This is a genomic window from Rhodoferax sp. (assembly GCF_023701345.1).
Lineage (GTDB): Bacteria > Pseudomonadota > Gammaproteobacteria > Burkholderiales > Burkholderiaceae_C > Rhodoferax.
This window is the reverse complement of sequence record NZ_JAMPXE010000020.1, coordinates 1-20,192: the sequence shown is the minus strand read 5'-3', so window position 1 is coordinate 20,192 and position 20,192 is coordinate 1. Positions and strand designations below refer to the sequence as shown.

Annotated in this window: 17 protein-coding genes; 10 read left to right on the top strand and 7 right to left on the bottom strand. The window is 58.6% G+C overall.

The window, feature by feature from the left end; translation table 11 throughout:
* Nucleotides 1-6 precede the first annotated feature (6 nt).
* Both NDI87_RS04545 and NDI87_RS04540 read left to right on the top strand, forming a co-directional pair.
* The gene (locus NDI87_RS04545) at nucleotides 7-1,173 is read left to right on the top strand and encodes an MFS transporter (protein WP_296273613.1); all 1,167 of its coding nucleotides are present in this window, start codon (nucleotides 7-9) and stop codon (nucleotides 1,171-1,173) included.
* A gap of 61 nt (nucleotides 1,174-1,234) precedes the next feature.
* Nucleotides 1,235-1,669, top strand: coding sequence for a universal stress protein (locus NDI87_RS04540; protein ID WP_296273612.1), 435 nt, complete (start codon nucleotides 1,235-1,237; stop codon nucleotides 1,667-1,669).
* 11 nt (nucleotides 1,670-1,680) lie between these two features.
* On the opposite strand, the gene NDI87_RS04535 is transcribed toward NDI87_RS04540, so the two are convergent.
* Nucleotides 1,681-1,995 carry a DUF2322 family protein gene (locus NDI87_RS04535; RefSeq protein WP_296273611.1) on the bottom strand — a complete coding sequence of 105 codons (315 nt, stop codon included), beginning with the start codon at nucleotides 1,993-1,995 and terminating at the stop codon, nucleotides 1,681-1,683.
* Between the two features lie 55 nt (nucleotides 1,996-2,050).
* On the opposite strand from NDI87_RS04535, the gene ppk2 reads away from it, so the two are divergent.
* Nucleotides 2,051-2,860, top strand: a complete 810-nt coding sequence (gene ppk2, locus NDI87_RS04530; RefSeq protein ID WP_296273610.1) for a polyphosphate kinase 2 — start codon at nucleotides 2,051-2,053, stop codon at nucleotides 2,858-2,860.
* Between the two features lie 105 nt (nucleotides 2,861-2,965).
* Nucleotides 2,966-4,189, top strand: coding sequence for a cation:proton antiporter (locus tag NDI87_RS04525; RefSeq protein WP_296273609.1), 1,224 nt, complete (start codon nucleotides 2,966-2,968; stop codon nucleotides 4,187-4,189).
* Here NDI87_RS04525 and NDI87_RS04520 read toward each other — a convergent pair.
* Entirely contained in the window at nucleotides 4,186-5,130 is a 945-nt protein-coding gene (locus tag NDI87_RS04520) for a cation diffusion facilitator family transporter (protein ID WP_296273608.1), read from the bottom strand. The genes NDI87_RS04525 and NDI87_RS04520 overlap by 4 nt on opposite strands.
* A gap of 86 nt (nucleotides 5,131-5,216) precedes the next feature.
* Between NDI87_RS04520 and pyrF the strand changes: the two genes are divergently transcribed.
* Nucleotides 5,217-6,041, top strand: a complete 825-nt coding sequence (pyrF, locus tag NDI87_RS04515) for an orotidine-5'-phosphate decarboxylase (protein ID WP_296273607.1) — start codon at nucleotides 5,217-5,219, stop codon at nucleotides 6,039-6,041.
* Between the two features lie 7 nt (nucleotides 6,042-6,048).
* Here pyrF and NDI87_RS04510 read toward each other — a convergent pair whose 3' ends face one another.
* Both NDI87_RS04510 and uvrA read right to left on the bottom strand, forming a co-directional pair.
* Nucleotides 6,049-7,998, bottom strand: a complete 1,950-nt coding sequence (locus tag NDI87_RS04510; protein ID WP_296273606.1) for an acyl CoA:acetate/3-ketoacid CoA transferase — start codon at nucleotides 7,996-7,998, stop codon at nucleotides 6,049-6,051.
* 101 nt (nucleotides 7,999-8,099) lie between these two features.
* Nucleotides 8,100-11,132, bottom strand: a complete 3,033-nt coding sequence (gene uvrA, locus NDI87_RS04505) for an excinuclease ABC subunit UvrA (RefSeq protein ID WP_296273632.1) — start codon at nucleotides 11,130-11,132, stop codon at nucleotides 8,100-8,102.
* A 242-nt stretch (nucleotides 11,133-11,374) separates the two neighbouring features.
* Here uvrA and NDI87_RS04500 point away from each other — a divergent pair, with 242 nt between their 5' ends.
* The 4 genes from NDI87_RS04500 (at nucleotide 11,375) to NDI87_RS04485 (ending at nucleotide 16,396) form a co-directional block, all read left to right on the top strand.
* Nucleotides 11,375-12,550 carry an MFS transporter gene (locus tag NDI87_RS04500; RefSeq protein WP_296273631.1) on the top strand — a complete coding sequence of 392 codons (1,176 nt, stop codon included), beginning with the start codon at nucleotides 11,375-11,377 and terminating at the stop codon, nucleotides 12,548-12,550.
* An 87-nt stretch (nucleotides 12,551-12,637) separates the two neighbouring features.
* Entirely contained in the window at nucleotides 12,638-13,141 is a 504-nt protein-coding gene (ssb, locus tag NDI87_RS04495) for a single-stranded DNA-binding protein (RefSeq protein ID WP_296273605.1), read from the top strand.
* Between the two features lie 304 nt (nucleotides 13,142-13,445).
* A complete protein-coding gene (locus NDI87_RS04490; RefSeq protein ID WP_296273604.1) occupies nucleotides 13,446-14,975 on the top strand; it encodes an ATP-binding protein in 1,530 nt (509 codons plus the stop codon).
* Nucleotides 14,972-16,396 carry a sigma-54 dependent transcriptional regulator gene (locus tag NDI87_RS04485; RefSeq protein ID WP_296273603.1) on the top strand — a complete coding sequence of 475 codons (1,425 nt, stop codon included), beginning with the start codon at nucleotides 14,972-14,974 and terminating at the stop codon, nucleotides 16,394-16,396. The genes NDI87_RS04490 and NDI87_RS04485 overlap by 4 nt, the downstream gene beginning before the upstream one ends.
* A 42-nt stretch (nucleotides 16,397-16,438) precedes the next feature.
* On the opposite strand, the gene NDI87_RS04480 is transcribed toward NDI87_RS04485, so the two are convergent.
* The 3 genes from NDI87_RS04480 to NDI87_RS04470 form a co-directional block, all read right to left on the bottom strand.
* Entirely contained in the window at nucleotides 16,439-17,083 is a 645-nt protein-coding gene (locus NDI87_RS04480; RefSeq protein WP_296273602.1) for a cytochrome b/b6 domain-containing protein, read from the bottom strand.
* Nucleotides 17,084-17,095: 12 nt separating this feature from the next.
* The gene (locus tag NDI87_RS04475; protein WP_296273601.1) at nucleotides 17,096-18,499 is read right to left on the bottom strand and encodes a multiheme c-type cytochrome; all 1,404 of its coding nucleotides are present in this window, start codon (nucleotides 18,497-18,499) and stop codon (nucleotides 17,096-17,098) included.
* Nucleotides 18,500-18,625: 126 nt separating this feature from the next.
* The gene (locus NDI87_RS04470; RefSeq protein ID WP_296273600.1) at nucleotides 18,626-19,357 is read right to left on the bottom strand and encodes a response regulator; all 732 of its coding nucleotides are present in this window, start codon (nucleotides 19,355-19,357) and stop codon (nucleotides 18,626-18,628) included.
* A gap of 461 nt (nucleotides 19,358-19,818) precedes the next feature.
* Between NDI87_RS04470 and NDI87_RS04465 the strand changes: the two genes are divergently transcribed.
* A complete protein-coding gene (locus NDI87_RS04465) occupies nucleotides 19,819-20,172 on the top strand; it encodes a c-type cytochrome (protein ID WP_296273599.1) in 354 nt (117 codons plus the stop codon).
* The last annotated feature ends 20 nt before the right edge of the window (nucleotides 20,173-20,192 follow it).

Sequence of the window (20,192 nt, the reverse complement as noted above, 5' to 3'; positions counted from 1 at the left end):
GGCAAGATGCAGGATGCGCCAGCAAAAGGGCTGTGGTCCAAGGACTTCCTTGGCCTGATTTCAAGCAACCTGCTGCTCTGTCTGGGTATTTACATGTTGCCGGCCACACTCCCGGCTTATGTTGCCGGGATCGGTGGCAGCGCATTCCAGACCAGTCTTGTTATCGGGGCCTTCTCGATCCTGTCGATGGCGACGCGGATGGCCTCGGGTGTGATCTTCGATGTGACGGGCGAGAAAAGCATCATCTGGATCGGCATTGCCAGCATTGCCGCGACTACATTTCTGATGATCTGGATGCCCGTCAACGGCATTCTCCTGATGCGCGGCATTCAGGGCGTCGGCTGGGGACTGGCCACGTCAGCCATTGCGACCGTGGTGTACAAAATTGTCCCGGAATCACAAAGGGGAGAAGGCGCGGGCTATTACGCGCTGACGGTGATTGTCCCGGTGTCGCTCTCGCCATTGGTGGCGATCGTCGTGATGGATTACTTTGAGTTCAAGAAGGTCCTGGCGGTCTCGGCGTTGTTGACATTTGCCGGGTTGGCTACCTTGAAACAAGGGCTGTCCTCACTTGCGCAACACAAGCCCAATCCAACGGCTTCCAGGGGCACGATGCTGGCGCGTGTCTTTGAGGGCGGCGCAGTGCTGCCATCGTTTCTCTGTTTTATTCTGTCGGTTCCATTGTGTGGTGTCATGGCTTACATCGTGCTGTACGGCAGGGAACAACAGGTACAGAATATCTGGCTGTTTTTCGTCGGCTACGCGGCCATGATTCTTGTCACCAGAACAATGATTGGACGCCTGTTCGACGCGAAAGGCCATGCGGCCATTATTTTGCCTGGCAGTGCCGCCATGTTGCTCGGACTCATTGCGCTGTCACAGACCCGCTCGATAACCATGCTGGTGGTCTCTTCCCTGTTGTTCGGACTGGGCTATGGTGCCGTTCAACCCTCGCTGCAAACCTGGGCAGTCAACCGTTGCCCACCACACAGAAAAGCGGCAGCCAACGGGCTCTTCATGTCGGCGATTGATCTCGGCTACATCGTTGGCTCGATCACACTGGGGCAAATTGCGCAATCACAGGGATTTGCCGCCATGTACCTTTACGCAGCTGGCATCATGATGGTCTTCATGCTGATCTACTTGAAGAATTGGAAGACACCGGTGCCCTGAAACGATTCACAATCGGCATGTTCCTGACGATGCTCATTCACCACGCAACAGAGGATTGGCAATGTACAAAACTATCGTATTAGCCTATGACGGTTCCATTTCCGGACAAAAGGCCCTGCTCGATTGCAAGGACCTTGCCCAGTGGAATCAAGCCGAGCTTTGGCTTGTGGCGGTCATGCCCTACAACATCAATCTGGTCACCATGGACGGCGGCTTTCCCGTGCCGGACATTGATCAAAGGAACAAAACCGAATTCCAGAAAATTCTTGCCGATGGACTGCAGCGTCTGGCACAAGCAGGCTACGCCGCCACCGGTGAACTGCTCGCGGGCGACGCGGTCCAGGAGATCACCAGGTTTGCGCGCAAAGTCAATGCCGACCTGATCGTGGTCGGACACAAACACGTCGAGGGCTGGGCCCGATGGTGGAGCGGGTCCATCTCTGGCGCCCTGGTTGAGCATTCCCCCTGCAGCGTTTTCTGCGTCGTCACGCAATAGGTGCTCCGTTTTCAGGCCTTGATCAGATTGACCGAGAAGCACTGGCCAGACGCGATGACCTCCAGCAAGCGGTCGATGTTGGGGTGTCTGCCGGGATGGGCGCGTGCATCGGCCGTGTGTTCGGCAAAGAGATCCAGACCTTCTTGCGCCGCCGCCACGTTGATGTCGCCGTGTCTGGCTGCAAGGGCTGCGTAGACCGCCAGGGCGCCTGCCTTGCCGGGTTTGTTCTCGATCGTGGCCACCAGCTGGCCTGCTGCGTTGCGCAGTTGCAATGCCGCCAGATCGGTCACGGCAGGGAGTTGTTGGAGTATGTCGGCGAAGGCCATGGCTTGGTCCTGGGTTTGTCAGTCAGTCGTGGGCAATGAATGGTAGTATTTGCCGATGAGCAAGTCAAAAAAAGGTAAGTCCGGCAAGCTTGGCAAAAGCGAGTACTACGATCTTCTGGCTCCGCTGCAGCAGGAGCTGAACGACGTGGCGCGCTGGCTGCAGCATACCGGCAAACGGCTGGCCGTGATCATCGAAGGTCGCGACACGGCGGGCAAGGGCGGCGTGATTTCGGCTTTGATGGAAACGCTCAATCCACGCCTGTGCCGAACCGTGGCGCTGGCCAAACCGAGCGAACGCGAGACAACACAGTGGTATTTCCAGCGCTATGTGCCACATCTGCCAGCCGCTGGTGAAATCGTTTTTTTTGATCGCAGCTGGTACAACCGTGCCGGTGTTGAAGCCGTCATGGGTTTCTGTAGCCCAGCCCAGACCCAGGCCTTTCTCCAGCAGGCCCCGGTGTTCGAGCAGCTGTTGGTGGACGATGGCATCCTGCTGTTCAAGTATTGGCTGACCGTTGACCAGGAAAAACAGGAGGAGCGTTTTGCCGAACGCCTGGCTGATCCGCTCAAGCGCTGGAAACTCAGTCCGATCGACCTTCAGGCGCGCGAAAAGTATGCCCAGTACGGGCTGGCACGTGATGCCATGCTCAAGGCCACGCACAAACCGAAAGCGCCTTGGGTGCTGGTCGACTTCAACGACCAGCGGCGGGGCCGGCTCACCTTGATCCGCCACCTACTTGACCATATTCCAGAAAGAAAGGTGCCAGAGGCTGTGTTCGAATTTCCGCCACTCGGCCATGCGCCGCTGCGTGAGCAGTTCGGGACTCCGCTGAAGCCGATCAAGACAATTGCTGGCGACCCATAACCACTCAATCAGCAGCGTCAACTCGACAGTCTCATCGGGCGACAGGGCGGTGCCGGCAGGAATTTTGGCCATGGTAAAGTCAAAATTTACGTTGCCGAAATACTTGTGTCATTACTTTCCAGTCTTCTTGTCCTGATCGTCGCCGCTCGCTTGCTGGGGCGGTTGTTTGCCAGGTACAAGCAGCCTGAATTGATTGGCGAAATTTTCGCCGGCGTTTTGCTCGGCCCGGCCGTACTCAACCTGATTCAGCCCAATGCCGCCTTGGCCGGCATCTCCGAGCTGGCTGTATTTTTGATCATCCTGAGCGCCGGACTTGAAATGCGCTTTGCCGACATCATCGGGGCCATGCGCGGGCGCGGCCTGCTGCTGGCCGTCATCAGCTTCTTGGTGCCGTTCCTCGGCGGCGTGCTGGTGGCGGCAGCCTACCAGCAGGATGTGATGCGCATGATATTTCTTGGCCTGTGCATCTCCATCACGGCACTGCCGGTGGCGGTCAAGCTGCTTGGCAGCCTGGGTATCCTGCATACCCGGATTGCCCGCTATGCACTGGCCACCGCTGTCGTCAACGATGTCGCCGCGTTGTTCATTTTGGGCATCGTACTGAACATTCCGCAGCATGTGACATGGGGTGGTGCCGCATCGTCGATCGCGGTCGCCATTGTCAAACTGTTCGGTTTGGGACTGTTGGTCTTTTTTCTCAATCGGTTGCTTGGCTGGCTGGACCAGCGTAATTTGAGCATTCAGGCCGTTCCGGAGGCGCTGATTCGGTATTTCGGGCCGGAAGCCCTGTTTGGTGTGGTCATCGTTTTTGTGATGGTCTTTGGCTCCTTCACTGAAATGCTCGGATTCCATTTTGTCATTGGTGCTTTTTTTGGCGCCTTGTTTCTCGACAAGCGGCATTTTCTGGCTTCCCGTTACGATGATTTGCGCGGCACACTGGGCTCCATTACCAATGGGTTCCTGGCGCCGGTGTTTTTTGCCTACCTCGGGCTTGAGTTTCAGGCCGGGGCTTTCAGCAACATCGGTTTCCCGGTTGTCGTCATCCTGGTTTCCATTTTGACCAAACTGTTTGCGGGATGGCTCGGCGGCAAGCTTGTTGGCATGCCATCCAGAGAGTCGATCGGCCTTGGGTGTGTCCTCAATGGGCGAGGTGTCATGGAGCTGGTTGTTGCCGGAATCGCCTACCAAAAGGGCTTTATCGGACCCGCGATGTTCTCGACCCTGGTTTTGATGGGTATCGTGACCACGTTCCTGACGCCGCTGCTGTTCAAAAGGGTCTATTCCTCAGCACAGCTTGCCGAATACAGCCGGGCAAAACCTGAGGTTTAACCGGCGTGGTTGTGGTCCCTGTCCGGGCGCTTGTAAGGGTCCACATGCGTCATCATGTTGATCACCCGGTGGCGCTGCATGACGCGGCTGCGGGCTGCCACGGCAATGTCGTGGCCTTGCTCGACGCTCAGCGTGGCATCCACTTCCAGGTGGGCATCGACCACGATCATGTCGCCCATTTTGCGGGTGCGTATGTCGTGCACATTGCTGATGCCGGGGGTTTGCATCAGCGTTTGCCGGATGGCCCGCACCTCGGCCTCGTCCACCGCGCGGTCCATCAGGTCATGCAGGGCGTCCCAGCCGAAACTCCAGCCCATCCGGGTCACCATGAAGCCCACAATGGCGGCGGCAATCGGGTCCAGAATGGGGTAGCCCAGCAGGTTGCCGATGATGCCGACCCCCACCACCAGCGACGACGCGGCATCCGATCGGGCATGCCAGGCGTTGGCCACCAGCATGCTGCTCTTGACTTTTTTGGCCACCGCCAGCATGTAGCGAAACAGCAGTTCCTTGCCCACCAGCGCGCCCGCGGCCACCCACAGGGCTGTGATGTGCACCGTGGCAATGGAGGCGGGGTTTTGCAGCTTGCCGGCGGCTGACCACAGCATGCCCAGGCCCACCAGCAGCAGCAGTGCGCCCAGCACCAAAGCGGCTGCGGTCTCAAACCGTTGATGGCCGTAGGGGTGGTCTTCGTCGGCGTCTTTCTGGCTGTGGTGGTTGGCAAACAGCACGACAAAGTCAGCCACCAGATCTGACAGAGTGTGCATGCCGTCGGCGATCAGGGCCTGTGATTTGGCCAGGATGCCAACCGCAATCTGGCCAATGCTCAGCACCAGGTTCACGGCCACACTGACCCAGGTGGAACGCGATGCAGCCGCAGCGCGCTGGGCCGGGCTGAACTGGCTGTCTTCGTCGTCGTCGGGAAATTCGTCTGGGCGCATGGGGCAGTTCAACAAGGGAGAAGCCTGAAGTTTAGGCCACTGAGCGGCTGGCCCTGACGGGCGGCATCACTTCATACAATCGCGCCATGAATTTTCTAGACATGTTGCGCAATGCCGAGCGCCAAAACGGTTCCATGTTGTGCGTCGGGCTGGACCCCGAGCCGGCCAGGTTTCCTGCGACCCTGCGGGGCGATGTCAGCAAAATTTACGATTTTTGTGCGGCCATCGTCGATGCCACGGCAGACTTGGTGAGCGCCTTCAAGCCGCAGATTGCCTATTTTGCGGCGCACCGGGCCGAAGACCAACTGGAGCGGCTGATGGCGCACATGCGCCGCGCCGCGCCGGGGGTGTCCGTCATTCTGGACGCCAAGCGCGGCGACATTGGCAGCACCGCCGAGCAATATGCCAGGGAGGCTTTTGAGCGTTATGGCGCCGATGCGGTGACATTGTCACCGTTCATGGGTTTTGACTCGATCCAGCCCTACCTCAAATACCATGGCAAGGGCGCTTTCCTGCTGTGCCGCACGTCCAACCCGGGGGGCGATGATTTTCAGAACCAGCGGCTCGCCAGCGTGGCGGGCGAGCCGCTGTTGTACGAGCACATTGCGCAATTGGCGCAAGGGCCGTGGAACCTCAATGGCCAGCTGGGACTGGTGGTGGGCGCGACCTATCCCGCCGAGATCGAGCGCGTGCGCGCGCTGGCGCCAACGCTGCCGCTGCTGATTCCGGGGGTGGGGGCCCAGGGCGGTGATGCGATGGCCACAGTGCGGGCGGGTTGGCGTGACAACGGGCCGATCATCGTGAATTCATCGCGTGCCATCTTGTACGCTTCAAGCGCTGCTGATTTTGTCCAGGCCGCACGCCAGGAAGCCTTGAAAACGCGTGACCTGTTGCAGGCGGCGCGCCCGTAATCCAGTTTTAACGTTTGGGGCTGGAGGCATGGGCTTCCAGCCGGGCTTTCAGAAAACCGCCGGTGCCGTAACGCGTGACACGGCTGTAAAAGCGGCGTTTGAGCTGCTGCACCATCAAGGAATAGGCCTCGATCAGCGCCGGTGCAATGGTAAAGCTGTCGTAGTTCACCACCACCGCCACACGTTCTTTGAGCGGTTCCAGCAGCGCGGTGACCTGGGATTCAATGGCGTTGACGTCGTTCATGTTGTCCACCGCCAGCCCTTCAAAGTTGATGAACAGCAGCCGGTGGGCGCTGTCAAGTTCGAGTCGCTCGGCCAGCGGCGTGGCCAGCAGGCGTTGCCGCAGCCCCATGGGCTTGTCTGCAAACAGGGCGGCGTCCATCACTTTGAGCTGCGGGCTGATCAGCGGGCAGAAGTCCATCTGCGCCAGCACATCGCGCTGCAAATCGACGCCAGGCGCCAGTTCGATGAGTTCCAGCGCCGGTGCCTCCGGGGTGCCGGCCAACTGGAACACACAACGCTCGGTCACATACAGCACGTGCTGGCCACGCTGGCGCGATTCGCGGGCGCTGAAGGTGCGGTGTGCCACTTGGCGGACAAACTTGTGCTGAGTGCCCTCGCTGTGAATCTGCAGGCGTCCGTCTTCAATGCCCAGTTGCAAGTCACCGGCCGTGAAGGTGCCGACAAAGACCACGGTCTTGGCGTTCTGGCTGATGTTGATGAAGCCGCCGGCGCCAGCCAGCTTGGGGCCAAATTTGCTGACGTTGAGGTTGCCTTCGGCATCGGCCTGGGCCAGCCCGAGCACCGCCACGTCCAGGCCGCCACCGTCATAAAAGTCAAACTGGCTGGGTTGGTCAATCACGGCCTGGGCGTTGATGGCGGCGCCAAAACTCAAGCCACCCGCAGGAATGCCGCCAATCACGCCGGGCTCGGCGGTCAGAGTCAACAGATCGAACACCTTTTCTTCGGCGGCCACGGTGGCCACACCCTCGGGCATGCCAATGCCCAGATTCACCACGCTATTGGGCTTGAGCTCCAGCGCAGCGCGCCGGGCAATCACTTTGCGTTCTGTCAGCGCCAGCGGTTCGATCGAATCCATGGGCACACGAATCTCGCCGGAGTAGGCCGGGTTGTAGGCCTCGGAAAAGGTTTGCATGTGAAGCGCCGGATCCGTGGCAACCACCACCGCGTCGACCAGCACACCAGGCACCTTGACGCTGCGCGGGTGCAGGGTATTGCGCTCGGCGAGACGTTCCACCTGCGCAATCACAATGCCGCCGCTGTTGCGCGCCGCCATGGCAATGGCCAGCGCTTCGAGCGTGAGGGCTTCGCGTTCCATGCTCAGGTTGCCGTCGGGGTCGGCGGTGGTGGCGCGGATGATGCCCACATGGATCGGGAACGCCTTGTAGAACAGGTAATCCTTGCCGTCAATCGCCATGCGCTGCACGATGTCGTGGGTGGTCGCGGCGTTGAGCTTGCCGCCACCGTGGATCGGATCGACAAAGGTGTCGAGCCCGACATGCGTCAGCGTGCCCGGCTTGCCTGCGGCAATGTCGCGAAACAGGTGCGTGATCACGCCCTGCGGTAGGTTGTAGGCTTCAATCTTGTTGTCAATCGCCAACTGCTGCAGCGTGGGCACCAGTCCCCAATGGCCGCCGATGACGCGGCGCACCAGGCCGTCGTGGCCAAAGTGGTTCAGGCCCCGGCTTTGGCCGTCGCCCTGGCCGGCGGCATAGACCAGCGTGAGGTTTTGCGGTGCGCCCTGGCCGGTTTCTTCCCGGGTTTGCACAAAACGCTCTTCCAGCGCCACCGCAATCTCTTCGGCAAAACCAATGCCGACAAAGCCACCGGTGGCCACCGTGTCGCCGTCGTGGATCAGTCGCACGGCCTCGGCCGCGCTGACCACCTTGTTGGTGCGTGCGCCGGTGGTTTGCTGGTCGTTGAACTGGGTGTGCATGGCTTGTCTCCTCAAGGCACGATTTTCAAGGACGCAGCGAGGTCACCGCGGCACCTGTGCGTCAGTCTAAACCCGTTGGCTCAGGCACCCCTTCATTTTTGTCAAAGCAGTCGGGCCAGATAACGCCCGGTGTGGCTGGCCGGGTTGGCGGCCAAAGCTTCTGGCGTGCCGACACCCACCACGGTACCGCCGCCGCTGCCGCCCTCGGGGCCCATGTCGATCAGCCAGTCAGCCGTTTTGATCACGTCCAGGTTGTGTTCGATCACGACAATGGTGTTGCCGGCGTCGCGCAACTGGTGCAACACCCTGAGCAGCAGGTCGATGTCGGCAAAGTGCAGGCCGGTGGTGGGCTCGTCCAGAATATAGAGCGTGCGCCCGGTGTCACGTTTGCTCAGTTCCAGCGCCAGCTTGACGCGCTGGGCCTCGCCGCCGGACAGCGTGGTGGCGGCCTGACCCAGCCGGATGTAACTCAGGCCGACGTCCAGCAGGGTGTGCAGCTTGCGCTCGATGGTGGGCACCGCCTTGAAGAAGTCATGCGCGACATCGACCGTGAGGTCCAGAATTTGCGCGATGTTCTTGCCCTTGTAAAGCACTTCCAGCGTTTCACGGTTATAGCGCTTGCCCGCGCAGACATCGCAGGGCACATAGACATCGGGCAGAAAGTGCATCTCGACCTTGACCATGCCGTCACCTTCGCAGGCTTCGCAGCGGCCACCGGCCACGTTGAAGCTGAAACGCCCCGGACCGTAGCCACGCTCACGGGCCGTGGGTACCTCGGCCATGAGTTCGCGGATGGGGGTGAACAGGCCGGTGTAGGTGGCCGGGTTGGAGCGCGGCGTGCGGCCAATCGGCGACTGGTCGACGTTGATGACCTTGTCGAAATACTCGATGCCCTCGATCGCGCTGTGTTCTGAGGGTTCATCATGGGCACGGTACAGGGTGCGCGCCACGGCTTTGTACAGCGTGTCATTCACCAGGGTGGATTTGCCCGAGCCCGAGACGCCGGTGACGCAGGTCAACAGGCCCACCGGGAAAGCGACATCCACATGTTTCAGGTTGTGGCCGCTGGCGCCGATGACCTTGAGCGCCTGCAACTCGCCCAGAGTGGCGTTGTGCAACGCTTCGCGTTCGGCACGTTTGAGCGCGGCCGGACTGGGTGCAAAGCGGCTGGTCTTGCCCTTGTTGAACGGCACCGCGGCTTGTGTGGGCAGCCAGGCGGTGCGCTGCTTTGGCACCGCAATACAACGCGCGCCACTCAGGTATTGGCCGGTGAGTGAGTCGGGTGTGGCCTTGACCTGGTCAAAGTTACCCTGCGCCATGACGCGGCCGCCGTTCAGGCCGGCACCGGGGCCCATGTCGATGATGTGGTCGGCGGCGCGCATCATGTCTTCGTCGTGCTCGACCACCAGCACACTGTTGCCAATGTCGCGCAGGTGTTTCAGGGTGTCGATCAGGCGGTCGTTGTCGCGCTGGTGCAGGCCGATGCTGGGCTCATCCAGCACATACATGACACCGGTCAGACCGGAGCCAATCTGGCTGGCCAGCCGGATACGCTGCGACTCGCCACCGCTCAGCGTTTCGGCGCTGCGGTCCAGGCTCAGGTAGGTCAGTCCGACATCGTTCAAAAACTTCAGGCGCAGGCTGATCTCGCGCACCACCTTGGCGGCAATGTCGCCCTTGGCGCCGTGCATGGTGAGCGTCTTGAAGTAGGCAAAACATTCGGCCAGCGTGTAGTGGCTGAGCTCAAAAATCGCCCGCGACTGCGCACCTTCGCCAATCCGGACGTGGCGTGCTTCAGTTTTGAGTCGGCTGCCCGCGCAGTCCGGGCAGGGCTGGATGCTGCGCAGGCGCGCCAGGTCTTCGCGCACCACGTTGGAGTCGGTCTCGCGGTAGCGCCGCTGCATGTTGGGGATGATGCCTTCGAACGGGTGTTTCTTGCTGAGCTTTTTGTCGCTTGACAGCCCTGAGTCCATGACGTAGCTGAACTTGATTTCCTCTTCGCCAGAGCCTTGCAGCACCGCCTGTTGCACGGCTGTGGGCAGGGATTCGAACGGCTGCTCGATGTCAAACTTGTAGTGCGCGGCCAGGCTCTCCAGCATGGCAAAGTAGTAGGCATTGCGCCGGTCCCAGCCCTTGATGGCGCCGCTGGCCAGGCTTAAAGATGGAAATGCCACCACGCGTGCCGGGTCAAAAAATTCCTGCAGACCCAGGCCGTCACAGCTGGGGCAGGCGCCTACCGGTGAGTTGAACGAGAACAGGCGGGGTTCCAGTTCGGCAATCGAGTAGCTGCAGACCGGGCAGGCAAACTTGGCATTGAACAGGTGTTCTGCTGCGCTGTTCATTTCGAGGGCAATGGCGCGCCCATTGGCCACCCGCAAAGCCGCCTCGAAACTCTCGGCCAGGCGCTGTTTCAGGTTGTCATGGTCACTGCGGTCAGCGCCGGGATCAGTCTCAGGGTGGCGCACTTTGATGCGGTCGATCACCACATCAATGTCGTGCTTCTCGGTTTTCTTGAGGGCCGGCAACTGGTCAAATTCATAAGTCTGCCCGTTGACCCGAAAACGCACATAGCCTTGCGCCTGCATGTCGGCAAAGACGTCCAAAAACTCGCCCTTTTTCTCGCGTGCGATGGGCGCCAGGATCATCAGCCGGGTCTCCACGGGCAGGGCGAGCACCGCATCCACCATCTGGCTGACCGTTTGCGATTGCAAGGGCAAGCTGTGCTCGGGGCAGTAGGGCGTGCCGGCGCGGGCAAACAGCAGGCGCAGGTAGTCGTGAATCTCGGTGACCGTGCCCACCGTGGAGCGCGGATTGTGGCTGGTGGCTTTTTGCTCGATCGAGATCGCCGGCGACAGGCCCTCAATCACATCGACATCGGGTTTGTCCATCAGTTGCAAAAACTGGCGGGCATAGGTGGACAGGCTCTCCACATAACGGCGCTGGCCCTCGGCATACAGCGTGTCAAACGCCAGGCTGGACTTGCCCGAGCCCGACAAGCCGGTGATCACCACGAGCTGGTTGCGCGGAATGTCGAGGTCGATGTTTTTCAGGTTGTGGGTGCGGGCGCCGCGGATGCTGATGTTCTGCGCCTGCAGGGCTGCGCCCAGATATTTGCCCTCGGTCGCGGGGGGCAGGGTGCCGGCTTCAGAAGTGTTCAAGGTGGAAGGGCTCAAAAAATACGGTAAAAATGCATCGGACAACCTGCCATGATAGCCAATGGCGGCGCCCGGCTGGCCTTGACGGGTCAGGCAATTGCCCATAATCAGGGACAATGCACGGCTTGTAGCCCATCCGGGTTGAGCTTGAGATTTCGGAGAAGCCCTTGTCAGATGTGAACGCGCCACTGGTGTCTGCCAGCGCCAAAACCGGGACCGCCATGACGGCGCTGGAATTGCGCGCCAGTCTTTCCCTTGCTTCCATATTCGCCCTGCGCATGCTGGGCCTGTTCCTGATTTTGCCGGTGTTTGCCATCGAGGCAGCGCGTTATCCGGGTGGCGACGACGCCGCCATGGTGGGTCTGACCATGGGCATTTACGGTTTGACCCAGGCCATGCTGCAGTTCTTGTATGGCCTGGCCTCTGACCGGGTCGGTCGCAAACCCGTGATTGTCTTTGGCCTGCTGGTGTTTGCGGTCGGCAGCCTGTTGGCGGCATGGGCGCCGTCGCTCACCTGGCTGGCCATTGGGCGGGCGGTGCAGGGTGCGGGTGCGGTGTCGGCGGCCGTCACGGCGCTGCTGGCCGACCAGACGCGTGATGAGGTGCGCACCAAATCGATGGCGATGGTGGGGGCCAGCATCGGCTTGATGTTCGCCCTGTCGCTGGTGGCTGCGCCGGTGCTGGCGGGATGGATCGGACTGGTGGGTATTTTTGCCCTGACCGGGGTGCTGGCGCTGTTGGGCGTGGCCGCGGTGATCTGGTGGGTGCCCGCCGAACCCTTGCAACACAAGGACCAGCCGCGCGGCCGGGTCGTCGATGTGTTGCACTCGACGGCGCTGCTGCGGCTGAATTTTGGCGTTTTTGTGCTGCACGCGGTGCAACTGGCCATGTGGCTGGCCCTGCCGGCCATGCTGGTGCAGGCTGGTTTGGCGCGCGAGGACCATTGGCAGGTGTATTTGCCTGCGGTGCTGGGCTCGTTTGTGGTGATGGGCGGCAGCCTGTTCCAGTTGGAAAAACGGGGTTATTTGCGGGCCGTGTTTTTGACCTCGATCGGCTTGACGGCACTGGTGCAGCTTGGGCTCTGGTGGCAGGTCGACGCCACCCCCGGCCTTGCGCTGCTGGGTGGCTTGCTGTTTGTCTTTTTTTACGGCTTCAATGTGCTGGAAGCCAGCCAGCCCAGCATCGTGTCGCGTTTGGCGCCCCCGGCCAGCCGCGGCGCCGCCATCGGGGTTTACAACACGCTGCAGTCGCTCGGTTTTTTTGCCGGCGGCATGGGCGGTGGCTGGCTCATGAAACATGGTGGCGCCAGTGGTCTGTTTGCGGTCTGTGCCGGCCTGATGTTGTTGTGGCTGGTGGTGGCCTGGCCGATGCAGGCGCCGGTGGGGCGCGGTCATTGAAATCCGGCAAAAGCCGGCTAAACTGAAACATTGCGGTTCGTCCGCCTGGTGCGTGTCTGAGGCACCGCAACATACAAAGGAACAAGCATGGCATCCGTCAATAAAGTAATTCTTGTGGGCAACCTCGGACGTGATCCGGAGGTGCGAACTTTTCCCAACGGCGATCGCGTGGCCAACGTCACCATCGCCACCACGGACAAGTGGAAAGACAAGCAAAGCAATGAAATGCGCGAAGCCACCGAGTGGCATCGTGTGGTCTTTAACGGTCGGCTGGCGGAAATCGTGGAGCAATACCTGCGCAAGGGCGCGCAGATTTACGTTGAAGGCAGCTTGCGCACCCGCAAATGGACCGACAAGGACGGCATTGAGAAATACACAACCGAGATTCGCGCCGACCAGATGCAAATGCTGGGCAGCCGCCAGGGCATGGGTGAGCCCAGCCATGGCGAGGATGAGGGCGGTTATGGTCGTCAGGCGCCGGCTGCTCCTGCGCGCGCCGCTGCTGCGCCAGCGCGTGCTGCAGCGGCAGCCGCCCCGGCGGCCCGTCCGCCCAGCGGTTTTGATGACATGGATGACGACATTCCGTTCTGATCTTTGCTTGATCAAGCCTCAAGGGCCGGCAAGTCGTTGGACTGCCGGCTTTTTTATGGATCATTCTTTTGTCAGCGCGGCTTGATTTTGGAATAATAAACATGGCATGAGGATGGCAGGACTGAAATAAGTGGTCTAATTTCCACCTCGGATTGCGGTGCCCTGCCGCAAGCTGAATTGATCCGTGATCTTGTCAATGATCAAAAATAATCTCAAGTTCAAAGTCAGCATCTACCTGTTTGTCGCCCTTTCCGTGGCGACGGTGGTCACTACCCTGCTTTTTATCAGGCACCGGCAAGCAGACATGCAGGCCGTCGTGGCTGACCATGTCATGCAAATTGCCGATGTCGTGGTTGCCAGCACCCGCTACACCATGCTGTTGAACAAGCGCGATATCGCTGAAAAGATCATTGAGGACGTTGGCAAACAAAAGGGTATCGAGCGCCTCAGGGTGATCAGCAAGGACGGCACGATCATCCATTCCAACCGAAAATCTGAAATCGGCTATTCGGTTGAGCAACAGGACGAGCCCTGTATTCTTTGCCATCAGACCAGCGAGCCCTTGCAAAGGGTTGCCGATGACAAACGGTGGCAGGTGTTTGCCAATCCGGCTGGAAACCACCGGGTGCTGGCCAGCATGCACGCGATACGCAACGAACCAACCTGTGCCTCGGCATCCTGCCATGAGCATCCGGCCAGCCAGACCGTGCTTGGTATTGTGGATATTGCCTACTCGCTGGATGAGATTGACCAGGCTATGCGCAAGCATGCCGTTCACATCGCTGCGATCTCATTTGCGTTTATCGTGCTGGTGACGTTCAGTCTTGGTTATCTACTGCAGCGCATGATTTACGTGCCACTGAAAGATCTTGAGACCGGGGCCAAAAAAATCAGATCAGGGCAGCTCGATCAGCTCATCCCCGTGCGCAGTCCGGATGAATTCGGCCGCGTGGCGGGTTCGTTCAATGACATGACGACGGCCCTCAATCATGCCCGCTCCGACTTGAATGAGCTGATTCAAGAGTTGGAGTCCAAGGTTGATGAGCGCTCTAAAGAACTGCTGGCAGCCCGGGCCGAAGTGGCTCAAGGGGAGAAGCTGGCTTCCATTGGTGTGCTGGCGGCAGGCATTGCGCATGAGTTGAACAACCCGCTGACCGGGGTTCTGACCTTTACCTCCCTGATGCGCAAAAAAGTGCTGGAAGGCAGTGAGGACGCCGAGGATCTGGATCTGGTGATTCGCGAGACCAAGCGCTGTGCCAGCATCATCAGGCGCTTGCTTGATTTCGCCAGGGAAAAGGTGCCGGTCAAGGGCTTCTTCAATCTGAATCAGGTGGTTGAAGACACGGTTCGTTTTGTTGAGCGACCCGCATCTTTGCAAAAGATTGTGATCACGATGGACCTCGATCCGGATTTACCTCAAATCTGGGGCGATGCTGACCTGGTCAAGCAGGTGGTTCTGAACATTCTGGTCAATGCCCAGCAGGCCATTGAGGGGGCCGGTACGATTGCCGTCGTGAGCCGCTCTTACGTTGCCAAAACTTCCCAACAAACGGACGAGATGCGTGTGCCCATGGTTGAGTTGGCCATCAAGGACTCTGGTTGTGGCATACCGGAGGCCAATATGCAGCGCATTTTTGATCCCTTCTTTACCTCGAAGGAAGTGGGCAAGGGTACCGGGCTGGGTCTGTCGGTCAGCTACGGGATTGTCAAAGCGCATGGTGGCGAGATCAAAGTGGCAAGCGTTGTTGGGCAGGGTACGACTTTCCGGATCCTGCTTCCGGTCACGTCGCCCTTCAATGAAAGCGAACTTAGTCCAGGTGAGAAAGCACAATGAGCGCCAAAATCTTGATTGTTGATGACGAGGAAATCGTCATTCGGAGTTGTCGACGCATTCTTGGCGACAGCGTGTTTGTGGTCGATTCGACGCACGATGGCCAGGATGCCTTGCGCAAGGTTGATGAGACCGAGTACGACTTGATGATTCTGGACATCATGATGCCTGGCATCGATGGTCTGGAGGTGTTGCAGAACGTCAAGGAGCGTCATCCCGACGTCGATGTCATCATGATGACCGGCTTGTCCGAGATCCAGACTGCCGTCAAGGCCATGAAACTGGGCGCCTTTGACTATTTGTCCAAGCCCTTTGATCCGGATGAGCTCAAACTTGTGGTGGATCGGGCTTTGGAGCGGCGCCAGTTGCAGCAGGAAAACCGCAAGCTCAAAACTGAAGTCAGTTCCAAATACCGGTTTGAGAACATCATTGGTTCAAGCCCGCCGATGCAGGCGGTATTTGGCTTGATTGCCAAGTGTGCGCCGACCAATAGCACCGTGCTGATCTCCGGAGAGAGCGGCACCGGCAAGGAAATGATTGCCCGCGCGATCCATTACAACAGCTTGCGCAAGGACCAGCCGTTTGTCACGGTTGACTGCAACACGCTCAGTGAAAATCTTCTGGAAAGTGAACTGTTCGGGCATACCAAGGGTTCATTTACTGGCGCCGTGGCCAACAAACGCGGCATGTTTGACATTGCCAACAATGGCAGCCTTTTCCTGGATGAGTTTGGCAATATTCCGTTGTCCACCCAGGCCAAACTGCTGCGTGTCATTCAAGAGCGGGAGTTCAGGGCGGTTGGCAGTACCACAACGCAGAAAACCAATGTCAGACTGATCACGGCCACCAATAAGGACCTCAAGGCAATGGTGCAGGATGGCACTTTCCGCGAGGATCTTTACTATCGCATCAACGTTTTTCCGATCCACTCGCCAGCCCTCAGGGAACGCCGCGATGACATCCCGGCACTGGCCTTTCACTTCCTCAGGATCTTCAGCGCCGAGCTTGGCAAGCCGGTAGCAGAAATCTCGGATGGCGCCATGAGTCTGCTGGTGAACTACGCCTGGCCGGGCAATGTCCGTGAACTCGAAAACACCATGCAGCGGGCGGTCATCCTGGCAACTGACCACATCATCCGCCAGGCGCACCTGGTCAACATCATCGAGAACACGCCGCGCCCTGACTTCGAGGTGCCGCGCACCAGTGATGACCTCAAGCGCGTCAAGAAAATTGCCCGTGAAAAATCAGTGGAGGACATTGAGAAAATGTTCATCCAGGAAACGCTCAGGCGAAACGCCTCCAACGTGACCCGCAGCGCCGAGGAAACCGGCATGCAGCGGGCCAATTTTCAGGCGCTGATGAAAAAATACAACATCCGGGTGCGCGATACCGAGTACGGCTCCGGAGAAACTGATTCGGGGTGAGCATGGATCAGGTCGTGAGGCCAGGGGCCTCACTTTCGAGCGTCAAGACTTCGATTCGGGATGGTGCTCGTCATCCACTTCCTCGTAGCCCGTGATCATGGCCTTGAAGTGGGCCGAGGGTGTGTGGCCCAGGCTGGCCAGGTAGACGTGGACGATGATGAAGCCGCAGAACAGGATGAACAGCAGCACATGAACCGTGTCGACAACCCGCACGCCGCCGAACATGTCGACCATGGACGAGAAGCGGGCCACATCCCATAGCAGCAGGCCGGTGAAGAATTGCAGCGGCACCAGCAGCATCATGATGATCTGGTACAGCATGCTTTGCAGGGCGTTGAACTTGGCGTAGGCGCTGGGATGGTGCGGATTGGGGTCGCCCTTGAAGATGCCGTAGCCATAGAACTCCATTTGCCGAAAACTGGCCTTGAAATACTTGCTAGGACTGAGCTCAGGGTGATAAACCTTGATCTTGTCGGTGAACAGGTAAAAGCCCAGCCAGACGAAGAAGTTGGCGATCAGGACAAAGCCGATCCAGTTGTGGGCGACAACCGCCGTCCGGAACGACATCAACTGAAACAGATCCAGATACCTGAGTTGTAGTCCGGTGGCAATCAGCAACACAAAGCCGAAGGCGTTGGTCCAGTGCCAGATCCTGACAGGCAAGGGGTGGATGTAGAGCTTGTTCATGGTTGATTCCTGTTACTTGGTGTCGCCTTCAGGCGCATTGTTTTCATCTGTCGCGGCTTGACTTTTGGCTTCGGCCTGGGCGGCGAGCCGCTCTGCCTCCAGTTTGTCACGCATGCCTTTGAAAAGGCGTTTGACCGTCATGTGGGCAATCGGCACGCTCATGGCACCCAGCACGACCAGCACCAACAAGATGTCGAGCAGCTTGATGCGCGTGCTGCCAATCACGTAAAAACCGCGCACAGAGTCAACCGACATGAGTGAATTCAGGACGTCTTGCTGAACGCCGTGGCGCAGGGGCCTGCCATCGGGGCCGGCGATCGTGAGGGTGACGCTCTGGAAGGGTTCGGCCCCTTTTTTGTGACAGGTGTCGCAGTCCTTGATGGCCAGGGCCTTGGCGCTCAATTGGTGTGCCTGGACGCCGGAGCTCACTTCCAGCCGACCTTGCAGGACGGTCTTGCTGTCATCGCCGGATTGACTGAACTCTTTAAGCAGACTCCACAGGGCTCGTTCGTTCAAGCCTTCCTTGTTGACATCGGCGGCATTGGTACGTTTGTCGAACTGCGGCACCCCCGATTTCTCCGAGACCTGCAGCTTGGTGGCATTGTCATACAGCCTGAGGTTCACCCGGCGCTGTGCGTTCGGCGCATGGCAGGCCGGGCAGGAAATGGCAGAGAAATGCCGCTCGGTGTTGGGCAACCAGTCCTGGTGCTGCTTGACGGCGTCTTTGTGGCATGAAAGGCAACTGTCCTTGATTCCCGTTCCCATCGAGGCCGCTTTGACATTGTGGGATTGGTGGCAATCTGCGCACAGTGGTGCCGTGGCTCCCTTGGCGACGCGTGCGATCCCATGCACATCCTGGGCGTAAGCTTTGAAGATGTCTTCATGGCATTTGGCGCAGGGCGTTGCCGCAATGGGCTCGACGATTTTGCTGGATTGGACGGTATGTGGATGATGGCAATCCGAGCACAGGGGCGCTTTCTGGCTGCCTTCCTTGATCATGGCGGCATGAACGCTGTCCCCGTATTCCGAGACTTTTTTCTTGTGGCAGGTCAGGCAGGAATCCTGCATGCCCAGTGCGTAATCACGCCTGCTTTGGATGTCGGTTGCTACCTTGCCGTGTGTTTTTCCGTCAATGTCCGAGTGGCAATCCTCGCAATCCGTTTCCTTGTGCATGGACCCGGTAAATGCTTTGGCCGAGACATGCAAGGAAAGTAGTTCACCGCTTTCGAGTTTTTTCTGCTTGGTTTCCTTGTCGTGGCAGTCCAGGCAGGTCTGGGTCTCTTCGGATAATTCAATGGTTTCGCTGAGTACGCTGGCGCTTGCCAGTGCGAGTCCCACGGCCACCATTGCCCCCAGCAACCAGCGCTTGCCAGAAGTCGCCAAAGTCATGTTGCCTGTTGCCCATACGCTTTTCATCAGAGTTTCCCTTCGTTGATGCCACTCAATTGCAAAGCCCGCCAGTGAGTTCTCTACTCCCTGGCGGGCTCCTATTTCAAACAGTGTTCAGTTTCACGGTGCTCAAGGGTATTTGCAAGTCTGCCCTTATGCCTTTGAAGGACGGGTCACCCATGCCTTGATAGCTAAGGACACCAGCATTGTGATGCCAACAATGGGCAGCATGACGGCATAGATCAAGCCAATGAATGGCGCGGCCACAAAGAGTGCAATATCTTTGACGCGCATCAGCATTTTTCTTGCTGACGGAATTGTCATCAGGGCCTGGCCAGCGGTCCAGAGCAGCATGGCCATGCCAATCAGGGGCAACAGCACAGCATAGGCCAAGCCGATGAAGGGGGTCGCCAGGAGCATTGCCACACGTTTGAAGGGGTGCTGCTTGACGACTTCAGGCTGCATCGGTTCAATCGCCACGGCTTGCTGCGGCATGACGCTGGTCTGCGCGGGTTGGGGCAGAAGGGCGTGGGCCGCGCTTTCTTCGATCATCTCGGGCGACAGCGGTTTACGCATGAAGTCCGACACGCCGGCAGCCTTGGCTCTTTGCTCATTGGCTGTTGTGCCGTAGCCGGTGATGATCACTACCGGGGTCCAGGGTCGACTGGCCTTGACGCGTTCGGTCAACTCGACACCGTCCATGCCGGGCATTTTGATGTCCGTGAAGACAACATCGTATTCCTGCTCACGCAGCCGTTCCAGTGCTTCGGCGGCGTTCTGGGCTGTGATGACCACATAGCCCTTGTCTTGTGAAAGAACACGGTTGAAACTCTTGCCAACCACCGGGTCGTCATCGACAACCAGTACTTTACGCAGTGCACTCATGATATTTCTCCTTGAAAACTATGACTTGGTCAGCACAATTGCCACCAGTCCCAAACCCGAATCCTTGCCCTGTCCTGAACAGTTTTGGCTTGGATTTGATCTGATTAAGCAAACGGTGTGCCAGCTGGAATTAATTAAATAATATTGTTTAATATCAATGGCTTGTGGTGTTTTTCGACGCTTTGGTGGCGACTCATTCACGCCTGCTTGTCACCGAAGTACATAATTTTTATGCGGCATTTGGACTCTGTTGCGTCGGCATCACAGGGAGGATGGGTATTTAGGGGGGAATATTATTTTTATACAGTTAAGTTGACCTAAGGGCTTGTGTCTTGAAGAAAGTCCGTTCTAGAATTTTTACAGCGCAATTTTCACGGTGCGCAAGGGTCACAAGGTTCTCGATGACGGGGCCGTTGCTGTGGCCGCTTTCCAGTGACAACAACGGCAAAGGCTAACTCGCAATGAAATTTTCTATTTCTCAAAAACTGATTAATTTGTCAACTCTGGGGCTGCTGATGGCCTCGTTAACGACGGCGTCCTATGGCGCCGTTGATGTCGATGCGGCTACTTCTTTGGCTAAAAAAAGTGATTGCCTGAAATGCCACGCGGTTGACAAGGACAAAAAGGCGGCGTCATTCAAGAGCATGGCCGAGAAATGGAAAGGCAAGGCCGATGCACAAGCCAAGCTGACAGAATCCATTACCAAAGCGCCCAAAGTCAAGATGAAGGATGGTACGGAAGAGACGCATAAGGTCATCGCGTCCCAGGATGCGAATGACATCAAGAATGTCGTTGACTGGATTTTGTCCCGATAAGACTTGATCCGGGGGGCTTT

Coding starts and splice junctions, on each gene's coding strand:
- NDI87_RS04465 (WP_296273599.1), top strand. CDS start 19,819: ATGAAATTTTCTATTTCTCAAAAACTGATTAATTTGTCAACTCTGGGG.
- NDI87_RS04535 (WP_296273611.1), bottom strand. CDS start 1,995: ATGGCCTTCGCCGACATACTCCAACAACTCCCTGCCGTGACCGATCTG.
- pyrF (WP_296273607.1), top strand. CDS start 5,217: ATGAATTTTCTAGACATGTTGCGCAATGCCGAGCGCCAAAACGGTTCC.
- NDI87_RS04545 (WP_296273613.1), top strand. CDS start 7: ATGCAGGATGCGCCAGCAAAAGGGCTGTGGTCCAAGGACTTCCTTGGC.
- NDI87_RS04480 (WP_296273602.1), bottom strand. CDS start 17,083: ATGAACAAGCTCTACATCCACCCCTTGCCTGTCAGGATCTGGCACTGG.
- NDI87_RS04520 (WP_296273608.1), bottom strand. CDS start 5,130: ATGCGCCCAGACGAATTTCCCGACGACGACGAAGACAGCCAGTTCAGC.
- NDI87_RS04485 (WP_296273603.1), top strand. CDS start 14,972: ATGAGCGCCAAAATCTTGATTGTTGATGACGAGGAAATCGTCATTCGG.
- ssb (WP_296273605.1), top strand. CDS start 12,638: ATGGCATCCGTCAATAAAGTAATTCTTGTGGGCAACCTCGGACGTGAT.
- NDI87_RS04540 (WP_296273612.1), top strand. CDS start 1,235: ATGTACAAAACTATCGTATTAGCCTATGACGGTTCCATTTCCGGACAA.
- NDI87_RS04475 (WP_296273601.1), bottom strand. CDS start 18,499: ATGAAAAGCGTATGGGCAACAGGCAACATGACTTTGGCGACTTCTGGC.
- NDI87_RS04490 (WP_296273604.1), top strand. CDS start 13,446: ATGCAGGCCGTCGTGGCTGACCATGTCATGCAAATTGCCGATGTCGTG.
- NDI87_RS04470 (WP_296273600.1), bottom strand. CDS start 19,357: ATGAGTGCACTGCGTAAAGTACTGGTTGTCGATGACGACCCGGTGGTT.
- NDI87_RS04500 (WP_296273631.1), top strand. CDS start 11,375: ATGACGGCGCTGGAATTGCGCGCCAGTCTTTCCCTTGCTTCCATATTC.
- NDI87_RS04510 (WP_296273606.1), bottom strand. CDS start 7,998: ATGCACACCCAGTTCAACGACCAGCAAACCACCGGCGCACGCACCAAC.
- ppk2 (WP_296273610.1), top strand. CDS start 2,051: ATGAGCAAGTCAAAAAAAGGTAAGTCCGGCAAGCTTGGCAAAAGCGAG.